This is a genomic window from Lacticaseibacillus suilingensis (assembly GCF_016861845.1).
Classification (GTDB): Bacteria; Bacillota; Bacilli; order Lactobacillales; family Lactobacillaceae; genus Lacticaseibacillus; species Lacticaseibacillus suilingensis.
In genome coordinates, this window is the sequence record NZ_BOLV01000007.1 from 1 (window position 1) to 24,159 (window position 24,159).

At 52.9% G+C, this 24,159-nt stretch carries 19 protein-coding genes; 2 read left to right on the forward strand and 17 right to left on the reverse strand.

The annotated features are described in order from the left end of the window. Window positions 1-155: 155 nt before the first annotated feature. From JUF11_RS05325 to JUF11_RS13295, 8 genes are all read right to left on the reverse strand, one after another. A complete protein-coding gene (locus JUF11_RS05325; protein ID WP_204118680.1) occupies window positions 156-1,241 on the reverse strand; it encodes a M42 family metallopeptidase in 1,086 nt (361 codons plus the stop codon). 54 nt (window positions 1,242-1,295) lie between these two features. After that, entirely contained in the window at window positions 1,296-2,228 is a 933-nt protein-coding gene (locus tag JUF11_RS05330) for a manganese-dependent inorganic pyrophosphatase (protein WP_204118681.1), read from the reverse strand. 48 nt (window positions 2,229-2,276) lie between these two features. Next, window positions 2,277-3,245 (reverse strand): LysR family transcriptional regulator, encoded by a 969-nt coding sequence (locus JUF11_RS05335; RefSeq protein WP_204118682.1) that lies wholly within the window; start codon window positions 3,243-3,245, stop codon window positions 2,277-2,279. Between the two features lie 140 nt (window positions 3,246-3,385). After that, window positions 3,386-4,219, reverse strand: coding sequence for a pyruvate formate-lyase-activating protein (gene pflA / locus JUF11_RS05340; RefSeq protein ID WP_204118683.1), 834 nt, complete (start codon window positions 4,217-4,219; stop codon window positions 3,386-3,388). Between the two features lie 288 nt (window positions 4,220-4,507). Next, window positions 4,508-6,769 carry a formate C-acetyltransferase gene (gene pflB / locus JUF11_RS05345; RefSeq protein WP_204118684.1) on the reverse strand — a complete coding sequence of 754 codons (2,262 nt, stop codon included), beginning with the start codon at window positions 6,767-6,769 and terminating at the stop codon, window positions 4,508-4,510. A 301-nt stretch (window positions 6,770-7,070) separates the two neighbouring features. Continuing rightward, window positions 7,071-9,521 (reverse strand): DNA topoisomerase IV subunit A, encoded by a 2,451-nt coding sequence (parC, locus tag JUF11_RS05350; protein ID WP_204118685.1) that lies wholly within the window; start codon window positions 9,519-9,521, stop codon window positions 7,071-7,073. Beyond that, window positions 9,522-11,534 (reverse strand): DNA topoisomerase IV subunit B, encoded by a 2,013-nt coding sequence (gene parE, locus JUF11_RS05355; RefSeq protein WP_204118686.1) that lies wholly within the window; start codon window positions 11,532-11,534, stop codon window positions 9,522-9,524. It lies immediately after the preceding gene. Between the two features lie 335 nt (window positions 11,535-11,869). After that, complete coding sequence (locus JUF11_RS13295; RefSeq protein ID WP_268886762.1) at window positions 11,870-11,992, reverse strand: hypothetical protein; 123 nt, start codon at window positions 11,990-11,992, stop codon at window positions 11,870-11,872. Between the two features lie 15 nt (window positions 11,993-12,007). On the opposite strand from JUF11_RS13295, the gene plsY reads away from it, so the two are divergent. Beyond that, on the forward strand, window positions 12,008-12,625 hold the full coding sequence (plsY, locus tag JUF11_RS05360) for a glycerol-3-phosphate 1-O-acyltransferase PlsY (protein ID WP_204118687.1): 618 nt from the start codon (window positions 12,008-12,010) through the stop codon (window positions 12,623-12,625). 62 nt (window positions 12,626-12,687) lie between these two features. On the opposite strand, the gene JUF11_RS05365 is transcribed toward plsY, so the two are convergent. The 9 genes from JUF11_RS05365 to ylqF all read right to left on the reverse strand — a co-directional run bounded on the left by JUF11_RS05365 (window position 12,688) and on the right by ylqF (window position 23,037). Next, entirely contained in the window at window positions 12,688-13,566 is an 879-nt protein-coding gene (locus JUF11_RS05365; RefSeq protein WP_204118688.1) for an aldose 1-epimerase family protein, read from the reverse strand. Window positions 13,567-13,718: 152 nt separating this feature from the next. Continuing rightward, window positions 13,719-15,122 carry an ATP-dependent protease ATPase subunit HslU gene (hslU, locus tag JUF11_RS05370; protein WP_204118689.1) on the reverse strand — a complete coding sequence of 468 codons (1,404 nt, stop codon included), beginning with the start codon at window positions 15,120-15,122 and terminating at the stop codon, window positions 13,719-13,721. Window positions 15,123-15,134: 12 nt separating this feature from the next. Then, window positions 15,135-15,656, reverse strand: a complete 522-nt coding sequence (hslV, locus tag JUF11_RS05375; RefSeq protein WP_125578970.1) for an ATP-dependent protease subunit HslV — start codon at window positions 15,654-15,656, stop codon at window positions 15,135-15,137. Window positions 15,657-15,773: 117 nt separating this feature from the next. Next, complete coding sequence (gene xerC, locus JUF11_RS05380) at window positions 15,774-16,667, reverse strand: tyrosine recombinase XerC (protein WP_204118690.1); 894 nt, start codon at window positions 16,665-16,667, stop codon at window positions 15,774-15,776. Between the two features lie 120 nt (window positions 16,668-16,787). Beyond that, window positions 16,788-18,080 (reverse strand): methylenetetrahydrofolate--tRNA-(uracil(54)-C(5))-methyltransferase (FADH(2)-oxidizing) TrmFO, encoded by a 1,293-nt coding sequence (trmFO, locus tag JUF11_RS05385; protein WP_204118691.1) that lies wholly within the window; start codon window positions 18,078-18,080, stop codon window positions 16,788-16,790. 198 nt (window positions 18,081-18,278) lie between these two features. Beyond that, window positions 18,279-20,363, reverse strand: coding sequence for a type I DNA topoisomerase (gene topA, locus JUF11_RS05390; protein WP_204118692.1), 2,085 nt, complete (start codon window positions 20,361-20,363; stop codon window positions 18,279-18,281). A 168-nt stretch (window positions 20,364-20,531) separates the two neighbouring features. Next, on the reverse strand, window positions 20,532-21,386 hold the full coding sequence (gene dprA / locus JUF11_RS05395) for a DNA-processing protein DprA (RefSeq protein ID WP_204118693.1): 855 nt from the start codon (window positions 21,384-21,386) through the stop codon (window positions 20,532-20,534). Between the two features lie 51 nt (window positions 21,387-21,437). Beyond that, entirely contained in the window at window positions 21,438-22,193 is a 756-nt protein-coding gene (rnhB, locus tag JUF11_RS05400) for a ribonuclease HII (RefSeq protein WP_204118694.1), read from the reverse strand. Next, the gene (ylqF, locus tag JUF11_RS05405) at window positions 22,177-23,037 is read right to left on the reverse strand and encodes a ribosome biogenesis GTPase YlqF (protein ID WP_204118695.1); all 861 of its coding nucleotides are present in this window, start codon (window positions 23,035-23,037) and stop codon (window positions 22,177-22,179) included. The genes rnhB and ylqF overlap by 17 nt, the downstream gene beginning before the upstream one ends. A gap of 554 nt (window positions 23,038-23,591) precedes the next feature. Here ylqF and JUF11_RS05410 point away from each other — a divergent pair. Continuing rightward, entirely contained in the window at window positions 23,592-24,146 is a 555-nt protein-coding gene (locus tag JUF11_RS05410) for a hypothetical protein (RefSeq protein WP_204118696.1), read from the forward strand. Window positions 24,147-24,159: the final 13 nt, after the last annotated feature.

Below are 24,159 nucleotides of genomic sequence, written 5' to 3' on the forward strand. Positions count from 1 at the left end.
ACGCAAGATGTTTGGTTGGAAATCCTCGCTGGAAGTCTTCTGGTCAGAGATGTTCCACTTAGCTTGACAATTCAAGTACTAAAAAAGCACACTCGCAAAAACGTTTTGCTGAATGTGCTAGATTTGATTGAGCTTATCGGGCAAAAATCGATGCTTTAGTCGACCCGATTAAAGGATTCAATGGTTTCCTTATCCAGCCGCCGCAAAATCTCAGTCCCGAGCTGACTGGAAACTTGGAAATCGCTCAAGGCAGTAAAATTGTACGCGGTATGCTCATAACGGACAGGAATACCCACGACAATCGTTGGCACGCCTTTCCAGTACCCAATCGCTGCCCCATTCTGTCCCCCACCGGTGCGCACCGCACGGGTGTATGGGAGATGCAGTTCATCGGCTAAATCAGCCGCAAACTGTTGGAAATTCGGGTTGGCGATGTAGGTGGTATCCAAATCACGCAGCATTGGGCCGCCTTTCATCCGGGTTTGGCTGAGCCAGTCTGGTTCGAAGGTGTCATCGGCCGGTACACCTTCATAAACGATTGCCAAATCAGGATCAACCTTGCGCGCCGTGACATACGCGCCGCGCAGGCCGACTTCTTCCTGAGTTGAAAGGCCTGCAACGACATCAACCTTCAGCTGATCATCCTTCAGGTTATCAAAGGTATCGATCAAGGCCGCCGCCCCAACCCGGTCATCAAAGGCCTTGCCGAAGAACATGCCATGTTGATCATCGTAGCTGCACTGCACATCTGGGAAAATCGGGCAGCCGGTATCAATGGCAAAATCGTTGATGGTTTCTTCGCTCGATACGCTACCAACGTCAATTGACATGCCAGCAATCGTCGGCACCTGGTTGCGTTCAGCCGCTGTCATGAAGTGTGGTGGCTTGGTGGCGACCACACCAGGAATGTATTCACCGCGCTTGTTACGCACCACCACGCGCATCGCAGGCACGTTGGTTGGTACCCAGCCGCCCAAGGTGACGAACTTAATCAGGCCGCTGGGGCGAATGGCTTGCACCATCAGGCCCACTTCATCGGCATGGGCATCCATTTGAACCACCGGCCGGTCGCCAGTGTTACCATGGCGCGCCGTGAGCGCATTGAACATGCCGTCAATGGTCGTGGTGCCATAAGGGGCCATCTGATCGCGATAAAGCTTGATGACGTCCTGCTCGAAGCCTGGCACGCCATAAGCGTCGGAGAATTGCTTGACCAATTCGATTTGTTGCTGTTTATCCATGATTTTCCTCCCTAATAACAAAAAAGCTCAGGCATCAAGCCTGAGCAATGCGGGTTAAGCTTCAAAAGCGGCTTGCAGCGGAGGCACGACCTGCTTTTTCCGGGAAACCACGCCAGGCAAAGCCAACCGGTGATCAGCATCAAACTTAGCGCCAAAGGCCTGCTCCAGCTTATCCTGGTTCTTGCCAAACAAGAAGCCGGTGGAATCGGAGTTCAGAATGTCTGTAGCAATCAGTAAGAAAGTATCATAACCATTCTTCTCAGCTTCGCTCTTCATTGTGTCCTCAATCGCCGCCTGCCGCGCGTAAACCTCGTTCAGGTCAACGACATTGACCTGGCCGATGCGGACGGCCTGACCGCCCATATCAAAGCTCTTGGCGTCGCCTTCAACGATTTCCAAATCGGACTTAGCCGCCAAGTTGGTGCCAGCCTTCAGCATGGCCAACCCATATTCCTGCAAGTCGATGCCGGCAATCTTAGCCAATTCTGGCAAAATCTTGCGCTCAACATCAGTGGTGGTTGGGCTCTTCAGCAGCAGCGTGTCGGAAATGATCCCGCTGGCCATCAAGCCAGCCAGTTGCGGGCTGATGGTAAAGCCTTTTTCTTGGAACATTTCATAAATCACGGAGTTGCTACTGCCGATAGGCTCAGCGCGGTAGAACAGCGGTGCAGCGGTTTCGAAGTTCGCAATGCGGTGGTGATCAACGACTGCCGCGATGGTGACATCCTTGATATCCGCAACACTCTGCTGGAATTCATTGTGGTCCACCAACATGACGGTGTCCGTTTCGTTTGCGACTGTCTTCACGACGCGCGGGGTCGCGTGTTTGAAGTAGTCCAAAGCATATTGCGTTTCTGGATTCATTTCGCCCAGCGCAACGGCTTCGACGTCAGTGTTACCGAGCTGACGCTGATATTCAGCGAAGCTCATCGCACTGGTGACGGCGTCGGTATCAGGATTCTGGTGGCCAAAAATCAATGTTGTCATGGTGTGACTCCCTTTTTTCACTTATTGCCCCAAGTTTAGGCTTGGCACTTACTCATTTAGTTTAACACGGTTATCAGCGACCCGCGATAAATAATCTTCTTCGCTCAGATACGTGTCAAAGGCGCTCAGGAACTGGCTGATCCGCGGAATTTGGTCTTTGCCCTTGCGGAAGACAAACGCCAGCTCAAAACTGACCGCGGGCTCAAACGCTACGGCATGCGCATGAATCTGCTCCTGGTGAGCCTGGTAGAAGCTATTCGGCAGCGCCGTATTCACGCCGGTGCGGTTCAGGAATTGGGTGATCTGATAAGGCGTGGTGAATTGCGCCACCACTTCCGGGTAATCGACCATTTGATTCTTATAGGCCTCTTTCAGGAAGTGCGACAGGAAATAGTTCTCTGGATACGTGACCCATGGTTGGGCCACGGTATCGCGGAAGTGAACGCGCTTGCGGTTGGCGAGTTTATCGCTGTGATGCAGGAACAGCAGCTGCTCATCAACGATTTTGCGACTTTCGTAAGGCTTCCAGTTCTTAATCGTATCATCCGGCAAATACATCACAGCCAAATCGATCTGGTTGTTTTCCAAATGTTCCCAGATTTCGTGCCGAGTCATGTTCAGGAACACGACTTCCACGTCTTGGTTCTTTAAGTAGTAATCCGAAATGAAGCCGGTAAAAGCCGAGTCCTCGATCGAGGCCAAAAGCCCGATCTTAATGGTCCCAGAATTGGCATTGGAAGCCTGCTGAATTTCGTCAGTCGCCTGATTCAGCGTGTCGTAAATGTCATGCGTCGCCGCCAGCATCGTCCGTCCGGCGTCTGACAGATGCAGCTTTTTGCCTACAGAGTAGAACAACGGCGCCCCCACTGCGCGCTCAAGCTTCTTGATCTGCTGGGTCAAGGCCGGCTGGGTGATCCCCAGCAGCTGGGCCGCCTGCGTGTAATTCATGGTTTCAGCCAGTTGGAGAAAATACGATAGCGTTTTGGAAGAAAAAATACTGTCCTGTTTGGTCTTCATCTCTGTACTCCTTACCACAAAATGGAATCGCTGTTCACGTCTAATATGCCAAGCGCAAGATAACTGCTCTTATCATAGGTGATAAAAAAAGAAAGAGCAACTAAAAGCCCCTTCTTCTTATTGTAATAATCATTCTTAGTCTACCACTGTGGCCGCCATGTCTTCCAGCCCGTGTAATCGGCAGTATGCAAAAGCTGTTCGGCGTTCTTGACGCGATCAGCGGTTGGCGGTTCGATGCCTTCCAGCGGATACGTGATGCCAAGTTCATGGTACTTCTTCACGCCCAACGTGTGGTAAGGCAGCACTTCGACCTTTTGCACATGGTCAAGGGTCTTAATGTAATCGCCTAACTCGGTCAGATAGTTATCGTAATCCGTCCGCTGTGGCACCAGCACGTGACGAATCCACATATCGCAATCGTTGTGGGACATCCACTGAATCATATCTAGGATGTTCTCATTACCAATCCCGGTGAGTTTTTTGTGCTCAGCGGAGTTGATATGCTTAATATCAACCAGCGAAATATCGGTGACCTTCATCAGCTGCTTGAACTTGGAGAACCAAGGCTCACTGCGGGTGAACGGACCGCCTGACGTATCCAGGCAAGTGGAAATATGGCGCGCTTTCGCTTTCGTGAACAAATCAAGCAAAAAATCAATCTGCACCAAAGACTCCCCACCGGAGCAGGTAATGCCCCCAGTTTCGCCCCAGAAGGCGCGGTAGCGTTCCGCATTGTCCAAAACCTCATCAGCCGTCATTTCATCGCCGACCCCGATGTTCCACGTATCAGGATTGTGGCAGTACTGACAGCGCATCCGGCATCCTTGCAGGAACGCCACAAAGCGAATGCCAGGGCCATCGACGGAGCCAAAGCTTTCAATCGAGTGCACATAGCCAATCACTGGGCCTTCGGGTTTAACCCCCACTTGATCCAATACATTTAAAGGAGATTTGGTGTTATCAATTAATTTCATCGTTAAGTCCTCCTTGTCTGGTGCCGGTTGCTGCGGAAAATTAATGTCACCTTCCGCAGCCTTCTTTAGTTGCGCTCCAGGTGGCTAACGCCGGAGTGGCTAGCTACGCCATGAGCCTCGTCGGTAAAGCCCACCGACAATGCTCATAGCTAGGCTACCCATCCGGCTAAGTTTCAGCCACCTTCCGCAGCCTTCTTTAGCATAACCCGGTCTGCCCACAAGCGGCAAGTTTCCTTGCCGCCTCTGGGCAAAACGGGAGCCCAAAAGGACTCCCGTTTTGGTCGTGCTTTACATCTCTTCGAAGAAGGTCCGGGCGATAACGTCGTCCTGTTGTTCCTTGGTCAGATCTGCGAAGTAGACGCAGTAGCCAGAAACGCGGACCGTCAGCGTTGGGTATTCTGCTGGGTGCTTCTGGGCATCAATCAGAGTCTCCTTGTTGAAGACGTTGATGTTCAAGTGCATCCCGTTGTTTTCCATGTAGCCGTCGATCATGTGAACCAGCGTATCCTTGCGGGTTTCATCATCATGGCCCAGGGTGTTAGGCGTTACGCCGAAGGTATTGGAAATCCCGTCTGTTGCGTAGTGATATGGAATCTTCGCAGTGGACATTAAGGATGCCAAAGCCCCGTTCTTTTCAGCGCCGTAAGCTGGGTTAGCACCAGGTGAGAATGGTTCGCCTTTTTGACGGCCGTTAGGTGTGGTACCGGTGTTCTTCCCATAAACCACGTTGGAGGTAATGGTCAAAACAGAGGTCGAAAGCTTAGCGTTGTGATACAGGTGATGCGTGTTCATCTTGTTGTAGAAGTACTTGATGAGCCACTTAGCAATGGAGTCGGCCCGATTGTCGTTGTTCCCGTAACGTGGGTAGTCTTCGTTTTCAGCCTTGAAGTCGATGGCAACACCCTTTTCGTCGCGAACTGGGTGAACCTTGCCGTACTTGATAGCAGAAATGGAGTCAACCGCATGGGAGAAGCCGGAAATCCCAGTGGCGAAGGTGTAGTCCAGATGTGTGTTCTTCAATGCCAATTGAGCGGATTCGTAGTAGTACTTGTCGTGCATGTACTGAATGGCGTTCAAAGCGTTGACATAAACATCAGCCAGCCAGGATGCTTGGACATCGAACTTCTTCATGAATTCGTCGTAGTCAATGACGTCTGATGAAATTGGTTCGGTTTCAGGACCAACCTGAGTTTCGCCGATTTCGTCCATCCCACCATTGATGGCATAAAGGATGGCCTTAGCCAAGTTAGCACGAGCGCCAAAGAACTGAACGCCGTCTTGGATTGGTTGAGCGGAAACACAGCACGCGATGCCGTAGTAGTCCGTGCCCCATTCGGTCCGCATCAAGGAGTCGTTTTCGTACTGGATGGTGGAACTGGTAATGGAGACTTCCGTTGCGTAGCGCTTGAAGCCTTCAGGCAGCTTCTCGTCCCACAGCAAGGTGATGTTTGGTTCTGGCGCAGCACCCATGTTGTCGAGGGTCTTCAGGAACCGGAAGGCCGTCTTGGTAATGTGGTGACGGCCATCGAAGCCGACCCCACCCAAGGACAGCGTTGCCCAGATTGGGTCGCCTGAGAACAGGGAGTTGTATTCTTCGGTCCGGATGAAGCGCACCATGCGCAGCTTCATAACTAAGTGATCGATCAATTCTTGCGCTTGGCTTTCGTCGAGCAGACCGCGCTTGAAGTCACGTTCGATGAAGGCATCGATGGTGGTGTCAATCCGGCCAACGGACATTGCGGCCCCGTTTTGGGTCTTAACCGCTGCCAAGTAGCCGAAGTAAATCCATTGAACAGCTTCTTGAGCGTTGGTCGCAGGCTTGGAGATGTCGTAGCCATAGCTAGCAGCCATCTTCTTCATGTCGTTCAAAGCACGGTACTGATCAGAAACCTGTTCACGCAGGCGGATGACATCGTCGGTCATTTCGCCGTCACCGATGTTAGCAAAGTCGGCAGCCTTGTCAGCCATCAACTTGTCAATCCCATAGATGGCGATCCGTGGGAAGTCAGCCACAATCCGGCCACGAGCATAAGCATCTGGCAAGCCAGTGACAATCTTGTAGTGACGAGCCTTACGCATATCAGGGGTGTAAACATCGAAGACACCTTGGTTATGGGTCTTGTGATATTCGGTGAAGATCTTGTGCATTTCTGGATCTGGTTGGTAGCCGTAGGACTTCAAAGCGTCTTCCGCCATGCGAATCCCACCAAATGGCATGAACGCACGTTTGAATGGCTTGTCGGTTTGCAGGCCAACGATCTTTTCAAGATCCTTGTTCAGATAGCCAGGGCCGTGTGAAGTGACCGTAGCAACCACTTTGGTGTCGGCATCAAGCACACCGCCAGCTTCACGTTCTTGCTTCTTCAGGTTCAACACCTGATTGTTCAAGATCGTGGTGGCTTCGGTTGGGCCGGCGAGGAATGATTCGTCGCCATCATATTGGGTCAGGTTCTTTTGGATGAAATCACGTACGTTAATTTCATATTGCCAGTCCCCAGCATTAAAACCATCCCAGTAGGTTTTGATGTCTGTCTTGTCTAACTGCTTCATCTGGATAGCCTCCTATAGTTGAATTCCTTATCACAGATTTTACAGTCTTAGTATAACACGTCACAAGTGCTATGCAAGCACTTTCTTTCCCGCGCTTAAGGCAATGAAAGGCATATCTTCTTCAAGGATTTGTCACTAACTTTGCTAATAATTTCACTATCTTTTTTGGGCAAAATGTTGATTTATCAAGGTTTTGGCCCCTCACTGTCGCTATTTTTTATGGAACAGTAATCACGAATCTGTATTACAACAGAATGCAAAAAAGGCCCGATTATTCGGGCCTCTTAAGAATTATTTTAAATTAATTTTCTGCCGGTAGTTCTAAAATCTGGTCGCGATGGACAAATTTCGGCTCGCCGACCGTATCTGTATCGAGCACAAATGAGCCATTGGAATAGCGATCACCGTCTGGATAGTCACTTGGGTTCAAGGTGACTTGTTTATCCTTGGCCGTGACAATCGTCAGTTGCGTGTTGTCGTCAACCAGCGTCATCGCGACAATGCGATGCGGATCACGCTTCAGCTCGCGGAGCACCATCAGACCGCGCCGAGCGCGCGCCCCAATGCCGAGTTCCTGGAGTTTCATCTTTTTGAAGGCACCGCGTTGGGTCAAAATGCCAATTTCCGTCTTCTCCGGATCATCGGCCAAAACGTAACTCACCACATGGTCCCCGGCTTTCAGCGCCATGCTCTTGACCCCGGTGGCCCGGGCCCCAATCACACTGACTTCGCTCAGCGGGAACTGCTGACCATAGGCCTGGTAGGTGACGGCGGTGACAGTTTGCTGACTGTCTGGGGCAACAAAGTAAGCATTCGTGACCACGGCTGAGTCGTCCTTGAGCTTCATCCCCACCATCGCTCGGTTCTTGTAGCCGCGCTGCGGTTGGAGGTCTGCCAAGGCGGTTTGCTTGATGTAGCCGTCTGAAGAACCCAGAACAAAGTTGCCTGGTTCAGTCAGCGCATCAAACCCAAAGGCCGCAATCACGGTTTCTTCGGAGTTGATCCCCACCGCTTGGGATAGATGCTCACCAGCATCTTTCCAGCGGGTATCCTCCAGCTCATGCACCGGCCGGTAAATCACATTGCCGGCACTGGTGAACATGTACAAATGCGCCAAGGTGCTCATTTCCTGCTGGAACACAGGGAAGTCGTTGGTCTTCAGCCCGTTGTCGGCTGGATCGACGGCTTGATAGCTGCGCAGCGAACTACGCTTCATGTAGCCATCGCGCGACACCATCACCATCACTTGTTCATCTGCGACGGTGACCGTGGTGTCAACTTCCAGCTGTTCGATTTCCGCTTGAATGGTTGAGCGCCGGTCTTTGCCGTAAGTCTTGGCAATGGTGACCAGTTCACTTTCGATAACGGCATCGCGGGTGGCCTCATGGGTCAAAATATCATGGTAGTGGGCGATATTTTTCGCCAGTTCCGCGGCTTCCGCCTCCAGCGCGGTGATATCCGTGTTGGTTAACCGGTACAGTTGTAAGGAAACAATGGCTTCCGCTTGTTCAATGCTAAAGTCAAACTGCTTGACCAGGTTCTGCTTGGCATCGGCCTTGTTTTCACTTCCGCGAATGACCTTGATGACCTGATCCAAAATCGAAATCATCTTGATCAAGCCTTCAACAATGTGCTGCCGGGCTTCAGCCTTTTTCAGGTCGTATTCCGTGCGCCGAGTAATCACATTCCGGCGGTGCTTCAAGTAGGCTTCCAGCATCGGCTTGAGGCCCAACTGCTTAGGCTTCATGTCCGCAATGGCGACCATGTTGAAGTTGTAGTTGATTTGCAGGTCCGTGTTTTTGAACAGATACGTTAAAATGCCGTCTGCATTGGCCTCTTTCTTGAGCTCAATCACCACAGACAGGCCAAAGCGGTCACTTTCATCGCGAATTTCCGCAATGCCATCAACCTTCTTAGCTAGCCGCAGTTCATCGATTTTCTTGACTAGCTGGGCCTTGTTGACTTCGTATGGCAGCTCGGTGATGACGATTTGCTGCTTACCACCGCGCATATCTTCGGTATGGGTCCGCGCCCGCACGACAATTTTGCCGCGGCCGGTTTCATAAGCCTGGCGAATGCCGGCGAGCCCTTGGATGATGCCGCCGGTTGGGAAGTCTGGCCCTTGCACGAACTGCATCAAATCGCTCAAGCTGGCATCAGGCTGTTTCATCAGCTTCAGCAGTGCGTTGATCACTTCCCGCAAGTTATGCGGCGGAATGTCAGTGGCGTAACCGGCAGAAATCCCGGTAGCACCATTGACCAGCAGATTGGGAAAGGCGGCCGGCAGCACGGTCGGCTCTTCGGTGGTGTCATCGAAATTCAGCACCATGTCGACGGTATCTTTGTCGATATCCTTGAGCAGCTCGCCGGAAATCTTGGCCAGGCGCGCTTCGGTATACCGCATGGCTGCGGGCGGATCACCGTCCATCGAGCCGTTGTTCCCGTGCATTTCAATCAGCGGCTCTTCCAGCTTCCAATCTTGGCTCAGGCGCACCATCGCTTCATAAATCGAGGAGTCGCCATGGGGGTGAAAATTACCCATGACATTCCCGACCGATTTAGCGGACTTGCGAAAGCCTTTGTCAAACGTGTTGCCATCTTGATTCATGGCGAACAAAATGCGGCGTTGCACCGGCTTCAAACCGTCGCGCACGTCGGGCAAGGCCCGCTCTTGAATGATGTATTTGGAATAGCGGCCGAAGCGCTCACCCATGACGTCTTCTAACGCCATTTCTTGAATATGGTTTGCCATTTATTTACCCTTCTTCGTCAGCTGTTTCTTGATTTGGTTGACCCCGAACTGCATGTCGCTGTGATCAGAAGTCTTGGTTTCCATGATGGAACCTTCTTCATCCATGTCAAAATCGACATTGGATTCAATCCATTCCCGCCGCGGTTCGACGCGGTCACCCATCAAGGTAGTCACCCGCCGTTCGGCTAGGGCGCCGTCTTCCACGTGGACGCGAATCAGGGTGCGGGTCTCCGGATTCATGGTGGTTTCCCAGAGCTGATCGGCGTTCATTTCACCCAACCCTTTGAACCGGGTCAACGTGTAGCCTTTACCCATTTTCTGGGTTTCTTTTTCCAACTCTTCGTCGGTCCAGGCATAGGCAATTTTGACATTGGCGCCTTTCCCTTTTTGCAGCCGGTACAGCGGCGGCAAAGCGATGTAAACCTTGCCGGCATCCATCAGCGGCCGCATGTAACGATAGAAGAACGTCAGCAGCAAAATCTGGATGTGGGCCCCATCGGTATCCGCATCGGTCATGATAATGATTTTGTCGTAATTACTTTGCTTAACGTCAAATTCAGCACCGACGCCAGCGCCGATGGTGTAAATCATCGTGTTGATTTCTTCGTTTTTGACGATGTCCTGCAACTTGGCCTTTTGGGTGTTCAGCACTTTCCCTCGCAGCGGCAAAATGGCTTGGAATTTGCGGTCGCGGCCTTGCTTGGCGGAGCCGCCAGCGGAATCCCCTTCGACCAAGTACAGCTCGTTTTTAGCCGCATTTTTGCTTTGCGCCGGGGTGAGCTTGCCTGATAGCAGGCCTTGATCCTTCTTCTTGCGCTTACCGGTCCGCGAATCATCGCGGGCTTTGCGGGCCGCTTCGCGCGCTTCGCGGGCGCGGACAGCTTTACGCACGAGCTCTTGGGCCTCGTCGCCGCCTTCCATCAGCCAGAAGCTCATTTTTTCGTAAAGGACATTGTCGACTACCGTCCGCGCTTGCGGGGTGCCGAGTTTGCCTTTGGTTTGACCTTCAAACTGCAGGATTTCTTCCGGAATCCGCACCGACAGCACCGCCGCCAACCCTTCGCGGACGTCGGAGCCTTCGAGGTTCTTATCTTTGTCCTTCAGTAGGTTCACTTTACGGGCAAAATCATTAAAGGCGCGGGTGATCGCGCTGCGCATCCCCACTTCATGGGTACCGCCGTCACCGGTGCGGACGTTATTCACGAAGCTAATGGTATTTTCCGAATAGCCATCATTGTATTGACCCGCGAAGTCGACCACAATGCCATCTTTAGTGCCTTCGAAGTTGAAGACTGGACTGACGGTATCGCGATCCTCATTGAGGTACTTCACGAAACTGACCAGGCCATCTGGATAGTGGTAGGTTTCCGCGCGGCCGGTGCGTTCATCGGTTAAGGTGAAGATAATGTTCTTCAGCAAAAAGGCCGATTCGCGCAACCGTTCCGCCAGCGTATCGAAGTTATACGTCGTGGTTTGGAAAATCGTCGGATCTGGCTTGAAGGTAATCATCGTGCCGTTGGGCTCGTTGATTTTCCCGAGCTTCTGGAGCCCGCCATCGGGATGGCCGCCATTAATGAAATGCTCCTCGAAGCCGTGCTTATCGCGCACGACCCGCACCGTCAGCGATTCGCTCAGGGCGTTCACGACGGAAGAGCCAACCCCGTGCAAGCCGCCAGAGGTTTTATAAGAATTTTGATCAAATTTCCCGCCGGCATGTAGCACGGTTAAGATGACTTCGATGGTCGGTTTGCCCGACGCGTGCATCCCTGTCGGCATACCGCGGCCATGATCTTGAACGGTAATCGAATTATCTTGATGAATGGTCACCGCGATTTTGTCGCCATACCCAGCCAGTGCTTCATCGACTGAGTTATCGACGATTTCATAAACGAGATGGTGCAAGCCGCGGGCATCGGTCGACCCAATATACATCCCCGGCCGCTTGCGCACAGCCTCCAAGCCATGCAGCACCTGAATTGATGAATCGGTGTATGTTTCACTTGCTTTCGCCATTGTTTACTCCTTTTTCGTGCAACTCCAATTACAATACACCAGACCAAGGCCTAGGTGAAAGGGAATTTTATCCAGGCTGCGAAGGTTGGCCGCTTTTAGCTCGACAGGTAGCCTAGCATCAGGCATTGCCGTCGTCCTTTGACGGCGAGACCTGATGCGTAGCTGCTGCCGCATGTCAGCCTGTACGTGCTCCGCACTACAGGCCGATCAAGCTGCTCGAGCGTTGTCTTCGTGAGCACAACTATCAGGCTGCGAACGAAGACGCTTTTAGCTTGATGATCTGCCTAGCACTTTCCTTTGGGGCCACACCCGAATAAATGTTCGGACAATCTATTTTACGCAAGATTCCCGCTTTGGTCAAAAAATGGTAAACTGGAAGCACTGATTACGCTGGCTTCGGCCGGCACCTGGGCGGCAGTTTTGCCATCATCTTGCGCAGTCGTTTCGACCTTGCGCACAGAAAGGACTTACCCATGACCCTTGTTTTTTGTTTCATCCTCGCTTATCTCATTGGCTCGATACCCAGCGGTGTCTGGGTCGGCCAGTTGTTCTTCCATCAAGATATCCGCACCGCCGGCTCCCACAACATTGGCACCACCAACGCCTACCGCGTCCTCGGGCCGGTGGGCGGATCGATTGTCCTAGTAATGGATATTCTCAAAGGGACCCTCGGCGCATCGCTGCCAGCCTTCTTTGGCATCACGCCGCACTGGTGGGTCTTGATTGTCGGGTTGGCGGCGGTGTTTGGCCATACCTGCTCGGTGTTCATCGGCTTTAAAGGCGGTAAAGCCGTCGCCACCTCTGCTGGGATTGCGCTGGCCTACAATCCCGTGTTTTTCCTCTTCTGCTGTGCGGTCTTCCTCAGTCTGGTGCTGCTTACCAGCATGGTCAGCGTCGCCTCCACTTTGGGGATGACCTTGGTGGTACTGGGCTCGTTGTTTTTCCATGACTGGATCTTAACTGCCGTTGCTACGGTGGTGTGGCTGGTGATTATGGTGCGCCACCGCGCCAACTTCGCCCGCATCAAGGCTGGCACCGAAAACATGGTGCCCTTTGGCCTGGGCCAATACCTGCGCCGCAAACGCCAATAACTTGCACGCAAAAAGCGTTGCCTTCAGACCCACACGGGCTGAAGGCAGCGCCTTTTTTAGGTTTAGAAGATTTCGATCAAATAGCTATGATCGAAAATCTCATTTGGTTCCAGTTTGTTGATGCCCAGCTTCTCGGTTAAATCGCCAGTGGCATCAGTGGTGTCGGCAATGCCCCACCATGGTTCCAAGCAGACGAAATTTCCTTCGGTGGGATATGGACTCCAGACGCCGATAAACGGCGCATCGGTTGTCGTCAGCATCACGCCATGGCGGGTTTTATCTGAGCGCAGGGAGAAGGCAGAGCGACCGTTGAGTTCGTAAATCACCGCGTCTTGCTCAAAGAACTCATGGTTGAGCTGCAAATTGGCATCGGTGGCGGCCAAGGTGCGGTGCTTGTAATCGATACCTTCACCGGCAATCAGTGGTACCTGCACACGCGACTTCAGCGGCTGAAAAGCCAAGAAGTAATCCTCGAACTTGGTGTCTGGCGTCACCGGGATGTTGAAGCCCGGGTGACCGCCAATGGAGAAGTACAGCGGTGCCTCAGCCGCAGGATTTTCGACATGGTACGTCACGGTCAAGCCGTTGTTTTCCAAGGTGAAAATCAGCTTCAGGACAAAGGCGAAAGGATACACTTTGCGGCTTTCGGCGTCATCTTTCAGCACCATGGTCACTTGCTTATCGGATTGCGCCTCCACGGTGAAATCGCGATCCCGGGCGAAGCCATGCTGGTTCATGTGGTAAGTCTGACCATCATAGCGGTACTCGTTATTCTTCAAGGCCCCGACAATCGGGAACAATACTGGGGCGTGGCGTTTCCAAACTTTGGGATCCGCTTGCCAGATATATTCCTGATCGGTGTGGTTGTTGATGATACTGGTCACTTCAGCGCCGTGCTCGCTGATGGTAACCGTCAAAAAATCATTGGTCAGCGTTGCCATATTTGCTCATTCCTTTTATTTCCAGAATTACCGCTTCCGCGGTCAACGTGTCCATTTATACCATGATAGCGCTTCAGGTTCAAACTCCACGCCTAAATTTTGGGCTAGACCAAAGCCCCTGCCGAGGCAGGGGCGCTGAGGTCGACCCATGGTTACAAAATGTACCGCGTCATGTTCTTGTCGGCGGCAATATCGCCAACCTTGTCATTGACATACTTTTCGGTGATGGTGATATCACCCATTTGCATGTCAGGCCCTTCGTACAAAATGTCTTCCAGCAACTTCTCCAAAATCGTGGCTAGGCGCCGGGCCCCGATGTTGTCGGTGTCGCGGTTGACGTCAATGGCGATTTCGGCAATGCGGTCAATCGCCTCTTGGGTGAAGGTGATTTTCACGCCATCAGTCCCAATCAGCGCCATGTACTGCTTCACCAGCGCATTGTCGGGCTCGGTCAAGATCCGCACAAAGTCATCCTTGGTCAGATCCTTCAGCTCCACCCGAATCGGGAAACGCCCTTGCAGCTCGGCGATCAAATCGGAAGGCTTGGCTGTGGCAAACGCCCCGGAGCCGATGAACAGGACATGCTCGGTGTTCAGCGGACCATACTTGGTGGACACTTGTGAGCCTTCAACAATCGGCAAAATGTCGCGCTGCACCCCTTCACGGGAAACCTCCCCGGCGGATTGCTTGTTGCCGGCAGCGATTTTGTCAATTTCATCGATGAAAATAATCCCGTTGTCCTCGGCTTGGCGAATCGCGTTGTGGTAGATATCCGCGTGGTTGACCAGCTTACTACTTTCCTCGCGAATGAAGACTTCTCGCGCTTCTTTCACGGTCATCGTGCGCTGTACTTTCTTCTTGGGCATCATGGACCCCATCATGTCGGAAAGGTCGATGCCCATTTGGCCGTACATATCGCCCATGCCGTTACCTTTTTTCTCATCCTCGACGGCAACGGTGATTTCCCGGTCTTCCAGCAAGCCTTGCTCAAGCTGCTCAGCTACAGTCAGGCGCTGGTTGCGAATTTCATCGGTGAGCTCACCATCTTCCTGCTGCGGCTGCGGCATCTGACCGTTTTGCATGTTTTGCAGCATGCTCATCATATCGGCCATCGGATTGGTGTTTTTCTTTTCTTTCTTGATTGCCGGCACCAGCAAACGGACCAGGCGCTTATCGGCTTGGCGCTGGGCGCGGCCGCGGACGGCGGCAAAGGCCTGCGCTTCTTCCATCGCTACCGCAACGTCAGCAAGGTCGCGCACCATGGACTCTACATCCCGACCGACATAACCGACTTCGGTGAACTTAGTCGCTTCGACTTTGACAAACGGGGCGTTGACGACTTTGGCCAGCCGGCGGGCAATTTCAGTTTTCCCCACCCCGGTTGGCCCAATCATCAGCAGGTTCTTTGGCGTGATATCTTGCTGCATCTGCTCTGGCAGTTCCATTCGGCGGTGCCGGTTGTATAAGGCCACCGCCACGGCGCGCTTGGCTTCATCTTGCCCAATGACATATTGATCGAGCTGAGCCACAATTTCTTTTGGTGTTTTCACTGACATAGCGGGCCCTCCTTAGAAACTTTCGACGCGAATATTTTGGTTGGTAAAAATATCGATGTTTGAGGCGATTTCGATCGCCTCCTTAGCGATATTCTCCGCGCTCATTTGCGTATGCCGTAGCATCGCAATTGCGGCGGCCTGGGCGTAATTGCCGCCTGAGCCGATTGCCACGACATCTTGGTCCGGTTCAATCACTTCGCCTTGCCCCGAAATCAGTAACAAATCGTCCTTGTCCATGGCAATCAACTCGGCCTGCAGCTTCTGCAAGGTTGGGTCTTTGCGCCAGTCTTGGGCGAGCGCCACCGCAGAGCGGCGAAGATTACCAGCATGAGTTTCCAGCTTCTTTTCCAACCAGTCTTCCAAGGTGATGGCATCCGCCACGCCGCCGGCAAAACCAATCACGACTTGGCCGTTATAGATGCGCCGAATTTTCTGCGCGTTGCCTTTCATGATCACTTTTTCGCCTAACGTCACTTGGCCGTCACCGGCGATGGCGGTGTGGCCATTTTTACGCACTGCTGCAATTGTTGTCATAAGTATGTGCTCCTTTACTAACGTGCGACTGCTTGAGAATACCTTGTAGTGTACCGGTCTGAATGCTAGCCGGCATCGGTCTTTTGACTGATTATTAGCACTGAAATCGGTTAAGTGCTAATTGTGCTTGGGAAAATACTTCATGTAATCACTTTTCAAATGGTCGGTGGTCATGTGGGTGTAAATCTGGGTCGTCGACAGGCTCGCATGCCCCAGCAGCTCCTGCACTGTGCGCAAATCCGCGCCGTGGTTAAGCATGTGCGTCGCGAAGCTGTGCCGCAGCATGTGGGGATGAATATCGGCGGTGAGGCTGGTTTGCTTGATCAACTGATCGAGAATGTACTCAATCCCCCGCGCCGTAAGTGGCCGGCCATGTTGGTTCACAAACACCCGCTGATGGGTCGCAACTTTCGCTATCAGCGTTGGCCGCGCCGTTTTGAGATACCGCTGCAACGCGGTTTTGGCATACGATCCAAAAGGGACATAACGATCCTTGTTGCCCTTGCCGTGAATCAGCATCACTTCAAGGTCAAAATCGATTTGCGCCAGCGTCAAGTTGGCACACTCAGATACCCGGATACCCGTGCCATACAACACTTCCAGCAAAGCGCTGTTGCGCAAATCAAGCGGCTGGTTGCCTGCTACCGTAGTGAACAACTCCTGAATCTCGGCTTCGTAGAAAAAGCTGGGCAGATGGTGATGCGACTTGCGAGTTTCCACGAGTTCAAACGGATCCACTTGCGCTTGACCAACGCGAATCAGATACCGGTAGAAACTACGCAAACTGCTCATTTTTCGCGCCACCGAGCTGCGCGCCAAGTTGCGGTCCGCCAGCGCCGACAGGTAAGTTTGGACATCAAGGCGATCGACTTTGGCAAAGCCTTTGAAGCTGCCACTGGTCGTCAGAAACTGGCGAAAATCGTTGATGTCTTCTTGGTAGGCCTTTTGGGTTTCCGGCGAATAGTGCCGTTCCACAGCCAAGTACTGCAAAAATTCGGTTTCCTCAGCCATCCGCTCACCTCCTAGCCTTACGGTATCACAATGGCGCAGCTGTTAAAAGCCGAGCCGCAAGGACCAAAAAAGGCAGACCATGACCTCAGCTTGAGGGATGGTCTGCCTAGAACTGCGCGGTTATGCGTCTAGCGGTAAAGCCGCCAAAGCGCGATCGGCGTAGGCCTGATTACGGGCGAGTTTGTTTTTGATAGGAACGTCCAGCGTAGGCATAATGCCAAAGTTCGCATTCATCGGTTGAAAATGCCGAGGGCTGGTATGCGTGATGTAATGGGCCATTGCCCCAATCGCGGTTTCCGCGGGGAAGGCCACCAGCGGCTGCCCTAAGGCTTTCCGGGCGGCATTGATGCCAGCAATTAACCCGCTACCGGCTGATTCCACGTAACCCTCCACGCCGGTCATTTGCCCGGCGAAAAACAGGCCATCCTGCTTGCGACTCTCATAAGTGGCGCTCAGGACCAGTGGCGAATTCATGTACGTATTGCGATGCATGACGCCATAGCGCACGATTTCGGCGTTTTCCAAGCCAGGAATCATGCGGAACACGCGCTTTTGCTCGCCCCATTTGAGATGCGTTTGGAAGCCCACCATGTTATAAAGTGACGCCGCTGCATTGTCTTGGCGCAGCTGCACCACGGCAAACGGCTGCTTGCCGGTGCGCGGATCGATGATGCCTACCGGTTTGAGCGGGCCAAACAGCAAGGTGCGGCTGCCACGCTGAGCCATCACTTCGACCGGCATGCAACCTTCAAAGACCTTCAGATTTTCGAATTCATGCCCCTCAGCGACTTCCGCATGCAGCAAGGCATCCTGGAACGCGTAAAATTCATCGCGATTCATCGGGCAATTGTAGTAAGCCGCCTCGCCATTATCATAACGCGACTGCTTAAAGGCAATCTCGGTATTGATTGAAGCCGCGTCAATAATGGGGGCCGCGGCATCGAAAAAGTGCAAGCCTTCCTCGCCATTCAGTGCCGCAATTTGGCCCGCCAAAGTCGGCGCGGTCAGCGGCCCGGTTGCCACCACGGTGATGCCTTCAGGGAAAGTCTCACATTCCTCTGGCATCACCTGGATGCGGGGATGCTGGCGCAGTTTGGCCGTGATTTCAGCACTGAACGGGTCGCGATCGACGGCCAAGGCCCCGCCAGCCGGCACGGCGTTAGCATCTGCGCTGCTCATAATAATTGAATCTAGCCGGCGCATTTCCTCTTTCAGCAGGCCCACGGCATTGGTGACGGCATTCGCCCGCAGCGAGTTCGTACATACCAGCTCAGCAAATTGCGCCGTATGATGCGCCGGCGTTGAAGTTTGCGGCCGCATTTCGTAGAGCTTGACGTCCACCCCGCGCTTGGCAATCTGCCATGCCGCTTCACTGCCGGCTAGCCCGGCCCCGACAACGTTGACTGTTGGCATGAGAATTCCTCCTTGAGTAGGTCATGAGAAAAAATAGTCGTTTGTTTCAGGCTCAAAGCGCCTAGCGCCGCAGCCTGCTCCAGTTGCGCTCACGAAGGCAACGCTTGAGTGATTAGCTAAGTGCGCCTTCGTTCACTGCCTTTTCAAAAAAACGCCGCATTGCGCGGCGTTCGTTGCACCAGCTTGGTCGCCGCGCGACTAGGCCTTCACAGTTTCTTCTTTGTAGTCACCATTTGGGCAGACGATTTGGACCTTACCGCGGCTGCGCTTTTCGACCAAGAAATGCCCGCACTTCGGGCAATCGCGGCCGACGGGTTTATCCCAGGAAACAAAATCACAATCTGGGTAGCGCGAGCAGCCGTAGAAGGTGCGATTGCGCTTGGATTTACGTTCGACCACTTGGCCTTTGCCACACTTCGGACAAATGACGCCGATTTCTTTGACGATGGCCTTGGTGTTGCGACATTCTGGGAACCGCGAGCAGGCGTAGAACTTGCCGAAGCGGCCCAGCTTGATCACCATTGGGGCGCCGCAGATGTCACAGTCAAAGCCAGCAGGTTCGTCTTTGATTTGCACCTTCTCAATGCCTTTTTCAGCGGATTCCACTTCTTTGGCAAAAGGCTGGTAGAACTGATCGATAACCTTGACCCAATCCGTTTTGCCGGTTTCAATGCTATCAAGCTCGGATTCAACCGTGGCAGTGAATTTGATGTTCACGATGTCAGGGAAAAATTCATTGATCAGGTCATTGACAATCTCGCCTAATTCCGTCGGTTCGAAACGGCGGGCGGTCATTTTAACGTAGTACCGCTTCTTAATGGTTTCGATGGTTGGCGCATAGGTACTTGGCCGCCCGACGCCATTTTCTTCCAAGGCCTTGACCAAGTTCGCTTCTGAATAGCGGGCCGGTGGCTGGGTAAAGTGCTGCGCCGGGTCGGTTTTGACCAGGGTGGCTTCATCCCCGATGGCTAGCTCTGGCAACAGGTTATCCTTGGCTTCTTCATCGCGGCTGGAGACATAGAGCTTGGTGAAGCCAGCGAATTTGGTCTGACTCCCGTTGGCACGGAAGGTCGCACCGTTTTGTTCGAGGGTAACCTGCACCGTGTTGATCACCGCCGGTGTCATTTCGCTGGCGACAAACCGGCTCCAGATCAAACGGTAAAGTTTCATCTGGTCCTTGTTCAGCACCTTTTCCATTTGCTCTGGCGTCCGCATCGTGCTGGTAGGACGAATCGCTTCATGGGCGTCTTGGGCGCCTTCTTGAAGCTTGCCCTGGCGGATTTTCACAGCCGCGTAAGCTTCACCATAGGCTTCATGGATGAAGTGCGAGGTTTCGGTTTTGGCGACATTGGACACACGCGTTGAGTCCGTCCGCATATAGGTGATGAGCCCGACCGTCCCGAGCTTACCGCCTAAGTTGATGCCTTCATACAACTGCTGGGCCAGCATCATGGTTTTACGGGTCGGGAACCCGAGCTTCCGGTTGGCTTCCTGCTGCAGGGAACTGGTGGTAAATGGCGGGGCTGGGAACCGTTTGCGTTCCTTCTTCACCACATTGGTAATGGTAAATGGCTGCTTCTTGTTGATGCCGCGCAGGACTTCTTGCACCTTATCATTGTTCGGCAGAGCCATTTTCTTGCCGTTCAGGCCATAGAAACTGGCCGCGAACTTTTTGCTGGCGCCTTTTTTGAATTCGGCATCCAAGCTCCAGTATTCTTCTGGTTTAAAATTACGAATTTCATTTTCGCGGTCGATGATCAGCTTCAGTGCCACCGACTGCACGCGGCCGGCACTCAGGCCTTTTTTGACCTTCGCCCAAAGCAGTGGACTGATGGAATAACCCACCAAACGGTCCAAAATTCGGCGTGCCTGCTGCGCATCCACCAAATTCATGTCAATGCTACGCGGCGTCTTGAACGCATTTTTGACGGCATCTTTCGTGATTTCATTGAAGACGACGCGGTTTTTATCTTTAGGATCAAGATTCAAAATATGGCTCACATGCCACGCGATGGCTTCCCCTTCACGGTCCGGGTCAGCCGCCAGGTAGATGTGATCCGCTTTCTTGGCGTTCTTCTTGAGCTCCTTGATCACATCGCCTTTGCCGCGAATCGAAATATACTTGGGTTCATAGTTGTGCTCAAAGTCGATGCCCATCTGACTCTTCGGTAGATCCCGAATGTGCCCCAGACTCGCAACCACCTTATAATTGCGCCCTAGATATTTCTCAATAGTTTTAGCTTTAGCTGGCGATTCCACGATGACCAAATTCTTGGCGGTCATGTGCGCCCCCCTTTCATTGGGCAGCTGCCCAAAAACAACAGCTATCATATTCTATACATTTTATGTTTGTCAAATAAAGCCGGCGGGGATCGACAAGTGCCTAAACCCGGCCTTGGCAAAAAAACGGCGGATGACCTCATCCGCTAGCCTTGCTTTAACTATGCCTGTCTAGGGGAAAAACTGCAACTCTTCCATAATATCAGCGCCGGATTGCACCAATTTGGCACCGACTTGAAGTAGCTCATTCGTGCCGGTCCCGAGCGCCTCGCCCATCCGATTCGGCAGCGCAAAGACTTCCCGATTATTCTGCAGGGCATAATTGGCCGTAATCAAACTGCCACTTTTCCGCGCGGCCTCGGTGACCAACACCCCATGCGCCAGCCCGGCAATGATGCGATTGCGGGCCACGAAACGATACGGCGCCGGCCAAACTTCGGCTGGATACTCTGAAAGTAGCAAGCCTTCCTCGGCAATCCGCGCCTGCAGTTCAAGATTGCTCGCCGGATAAACCCGGTCCATGCCATTAGCAATGACCGCTATCGTCGGCCAACCGTGACTCAAGGCCATCTCCAAAGCAAACGTGTCAGCCCCAGCCGCCAAGCCACTGACAATTGCCAGTGGCGGCAGTTCATTGGCCAGCCGTTCCAGCGCCTGGCGCGTGTAGCGCGTAGCGGTCCGCGCGCCAACCACCGCCAGCGTTAGCCGCGGCAGCAGGCTTGGCCGCCCGCGATAAAACAAGACCAGCGGCGGCTGATTACTTTCGGCCAGCCGCGGCGGATAGCTCGCATCAAAGCGCGTCAACACTGGCACCGCCCGATAGCTCTCCCGCGCTTGTTGAAACCACGCGACATCATGGACAAAAGGCTGAATGGCCACCAGCGGACCCCAATCGGCCACGGTTTTGACCGAATCACTGAGCTTTAGTTGGCGACGTTCGATTTCTGCCCACAATTCATTCTCATGTCGCCAAGCCTTGGTATGCATCGCCAAATGCCACACGTAAACCAATTCACGTAAATCCATGTCGCACCCCCTGCAACATTAGATTACGAAAAAAGCCGCGCAATGCGCGACTTAATGTTTGGCAGCTTCTCGCACCGGGCTAAAACTCATGCGGTGAATTTTAGTCACACCATATTCGGCCAGACCCGCCAAGTGTTTTTGCGTGCCATAGCCTTTGTTGTCTTTCAAATCATAGCCTGGATAGATTTGGTCATACATCGTCATCAGGCGATCACGCACCACTTTGGCCACAATGCTGGCAGCGGCGATGCTGATGCTATTGGCGTCCCCGTGAATCAGTTTGCGCTGCGGTACCGGGACTGGGACGTGCATGGCGTCCACCAGTAAAAAGTCTGGCGCCACCCGCAAATGCGTCGCTGCCTCCCCCATGGCCAGTTCGGTGGCATGATAAATGTTTTCGCGATCAATCATATGATTGTCCGCCACGCCAAGGCTAACTGCCAAAGCCTGAGACATAATCAACGGATACAGCCGCTCACGTTCATGGGCGGTGAGCTGTTTCGAGTCATTCACCGGCAGCGCGCAATCATGGGGTAAAATCACCGCGCAAGTGACCACTGGGCCGGCTAATGGCCCGCGCCCGACTTCATCGATGCCAGCGATATGAGGATACTGCGGCCACAACTCTCGTTCATAACGGCGGCGATAGTCCAAATCGGCGGCTTCAGCTTCAGCCTCGGCCTGGCGGCGTTCATATTGGGCGAGCAGATTTTGGGCGCCCACCCGCGAATCGGCGGCCAGCGCTGCCAGCAAGGCCTCAGTCGGGGCTTGCGCTAGCTGCTGTTTTAATTCACTCAGCGTGGCCATCAAAATCACCTGGTACTTCCAGCGTGAACGCGCCTAATTTGCCTTGCCGGGCATCGAAAATCAGCCGTTCTGCCGCTCGGTTGAAGGTTTCACCGAAGCCCATTTTTTGACTCAACACCACCATTAAATCGGCCGGCGTCAGCGCCATTTCTTCGTCATTCAGGTGGTAAGCCCGCTTCAACGCCGCCGGATAAGCGCGCTGGAAGAAGGTCAAGCCGAATAGCCCCACCCCGTCTTCTTGGAACACCGTGTCGGCAATCGCGCCAGTCAAGGCCAGCTTCTCGCCAACCAGCTCATCTTCGAATTTCGGCCACAAAATCCCTGGGGTGTCCAGCAGCATCAGCGTGTCGTCGGCTTTCAGCCATTGCTGATTTTTAGTGACACCGGGACGGTTGCCGACCACCGCAATGTTTTTCTTGACCAGGCGATTAAGAACCGTCGATTTGCCCACGTTGGGGATACCGATACACATCGCCCGCAGCGACGGATTGCGAATGCCTCGTGACTTCTGCTTTTCTATTTTGGCGGCCATCATTTGCCGCGCCAGTTGTGGAATCTGATTGAGACGCTTGGCATGCTGGGCGTCAATCGCGATGGCTTCATCCCCTTGCGCCCGGTAGTATGCCAGCCATTGCGCGGTTTTATTCGGATCAGCCAAATCCTTCTTATTTAAAACCATGATCCGCGGTTTTTGGCCGACAATCTGATTCATCATCGGGTTGCGGCTCGCTTCTGGCACCCGCGCATCGACAATTTCTAGTACTAGGTCGACTTGCTTCAGTTTTTCTTGGACTTGGTTGCGCGCCTTAGCCATGTGGCCGGGGAACCATTGAATATTCGCCATGCAAATTACTCCTTTTCATCCCAAGGGTTTCCATGCTCTCGGTGAGCAAACTTGAATTGAGAGGGCAGCTAGCGGTCACCACTCAGGCTGCTCATGAAAACAGCGCCGAATCACGGCGCTATGCAAGCTTCATTATAACTTAGGGGCTAGCTCGATGCGAATCCAGCCCTTCTGATCAAAAGTTAGCGCCAGCACAGGTCTGTGATGCGTTAATCGGAATACCCCTGACCGATTAACTGGTAGCCAACGCTAAGCCTCAGACAAATGTTGTGAGGCCTTGCTAGCTCATCACCAGTCGCAGATGACTGCCCTCAAATTAGCGAAAAAATATTTCCATAAAATGCTTTTGCTTCGCAAAGTTTTGTAGTAAGATAATGGCGATATATCAATATGCTTATTCATCAAAAAAGATAGCCGGCCGGCTACTAAGATAAATAGAAGGAAACAGGAGTTGCATATTCGTAACAGACCCTGTTGAACCTCTAGAAATCTTATTCATCGGCCGGTTTTTTGTTGCCTAATTTCACTCATCAAACCACTTGGAGGAAGTAATTATGCCAGAAATTAATCAGAACGGTAACACCGTCGTTAATGTCAAAAAGAGTCGCAATGGCTCATGGATCGATAAAGAGTTCTCGGCCAGCGTCTTTCTGTTCTTCATCAAAGGGCGCATCTCAGTCGACTACCGCGGTGTGCACATTACCGAGCAAAATACCATGCTCGGCATCATTCCTGCCGGCCAGAACAAGCAAACGATTCCACTCAATAACATCTCGGGCGCATCAATCTCCACGGCCTACAAGGCCAGCCGGTTCTTCTGGGGCGCCATCTTAGCCATTCTTGGTATCTTCACCCTGCCAAGTTCGCCACTGTTAGGCATCATTCTAGCCGTGATCGGGGTGGTGATGTTTGCCAATGGCATCCTGACCAAATTATTCATCGAAAAAAGTGGTACTGCCTACGCGCTAAGCGTCCCGTTCTTCAACAAGGCGGATATTATCGCGGTTCAGCAGGTTATTGAACAGGCGCTCGAAGCCAACGCAGATAAGACTGACAACAGCCTATATATGAAGCGCCTGAATGAAGAAGACATGAGTGACGTGCAGTAACATCAAGCTCATG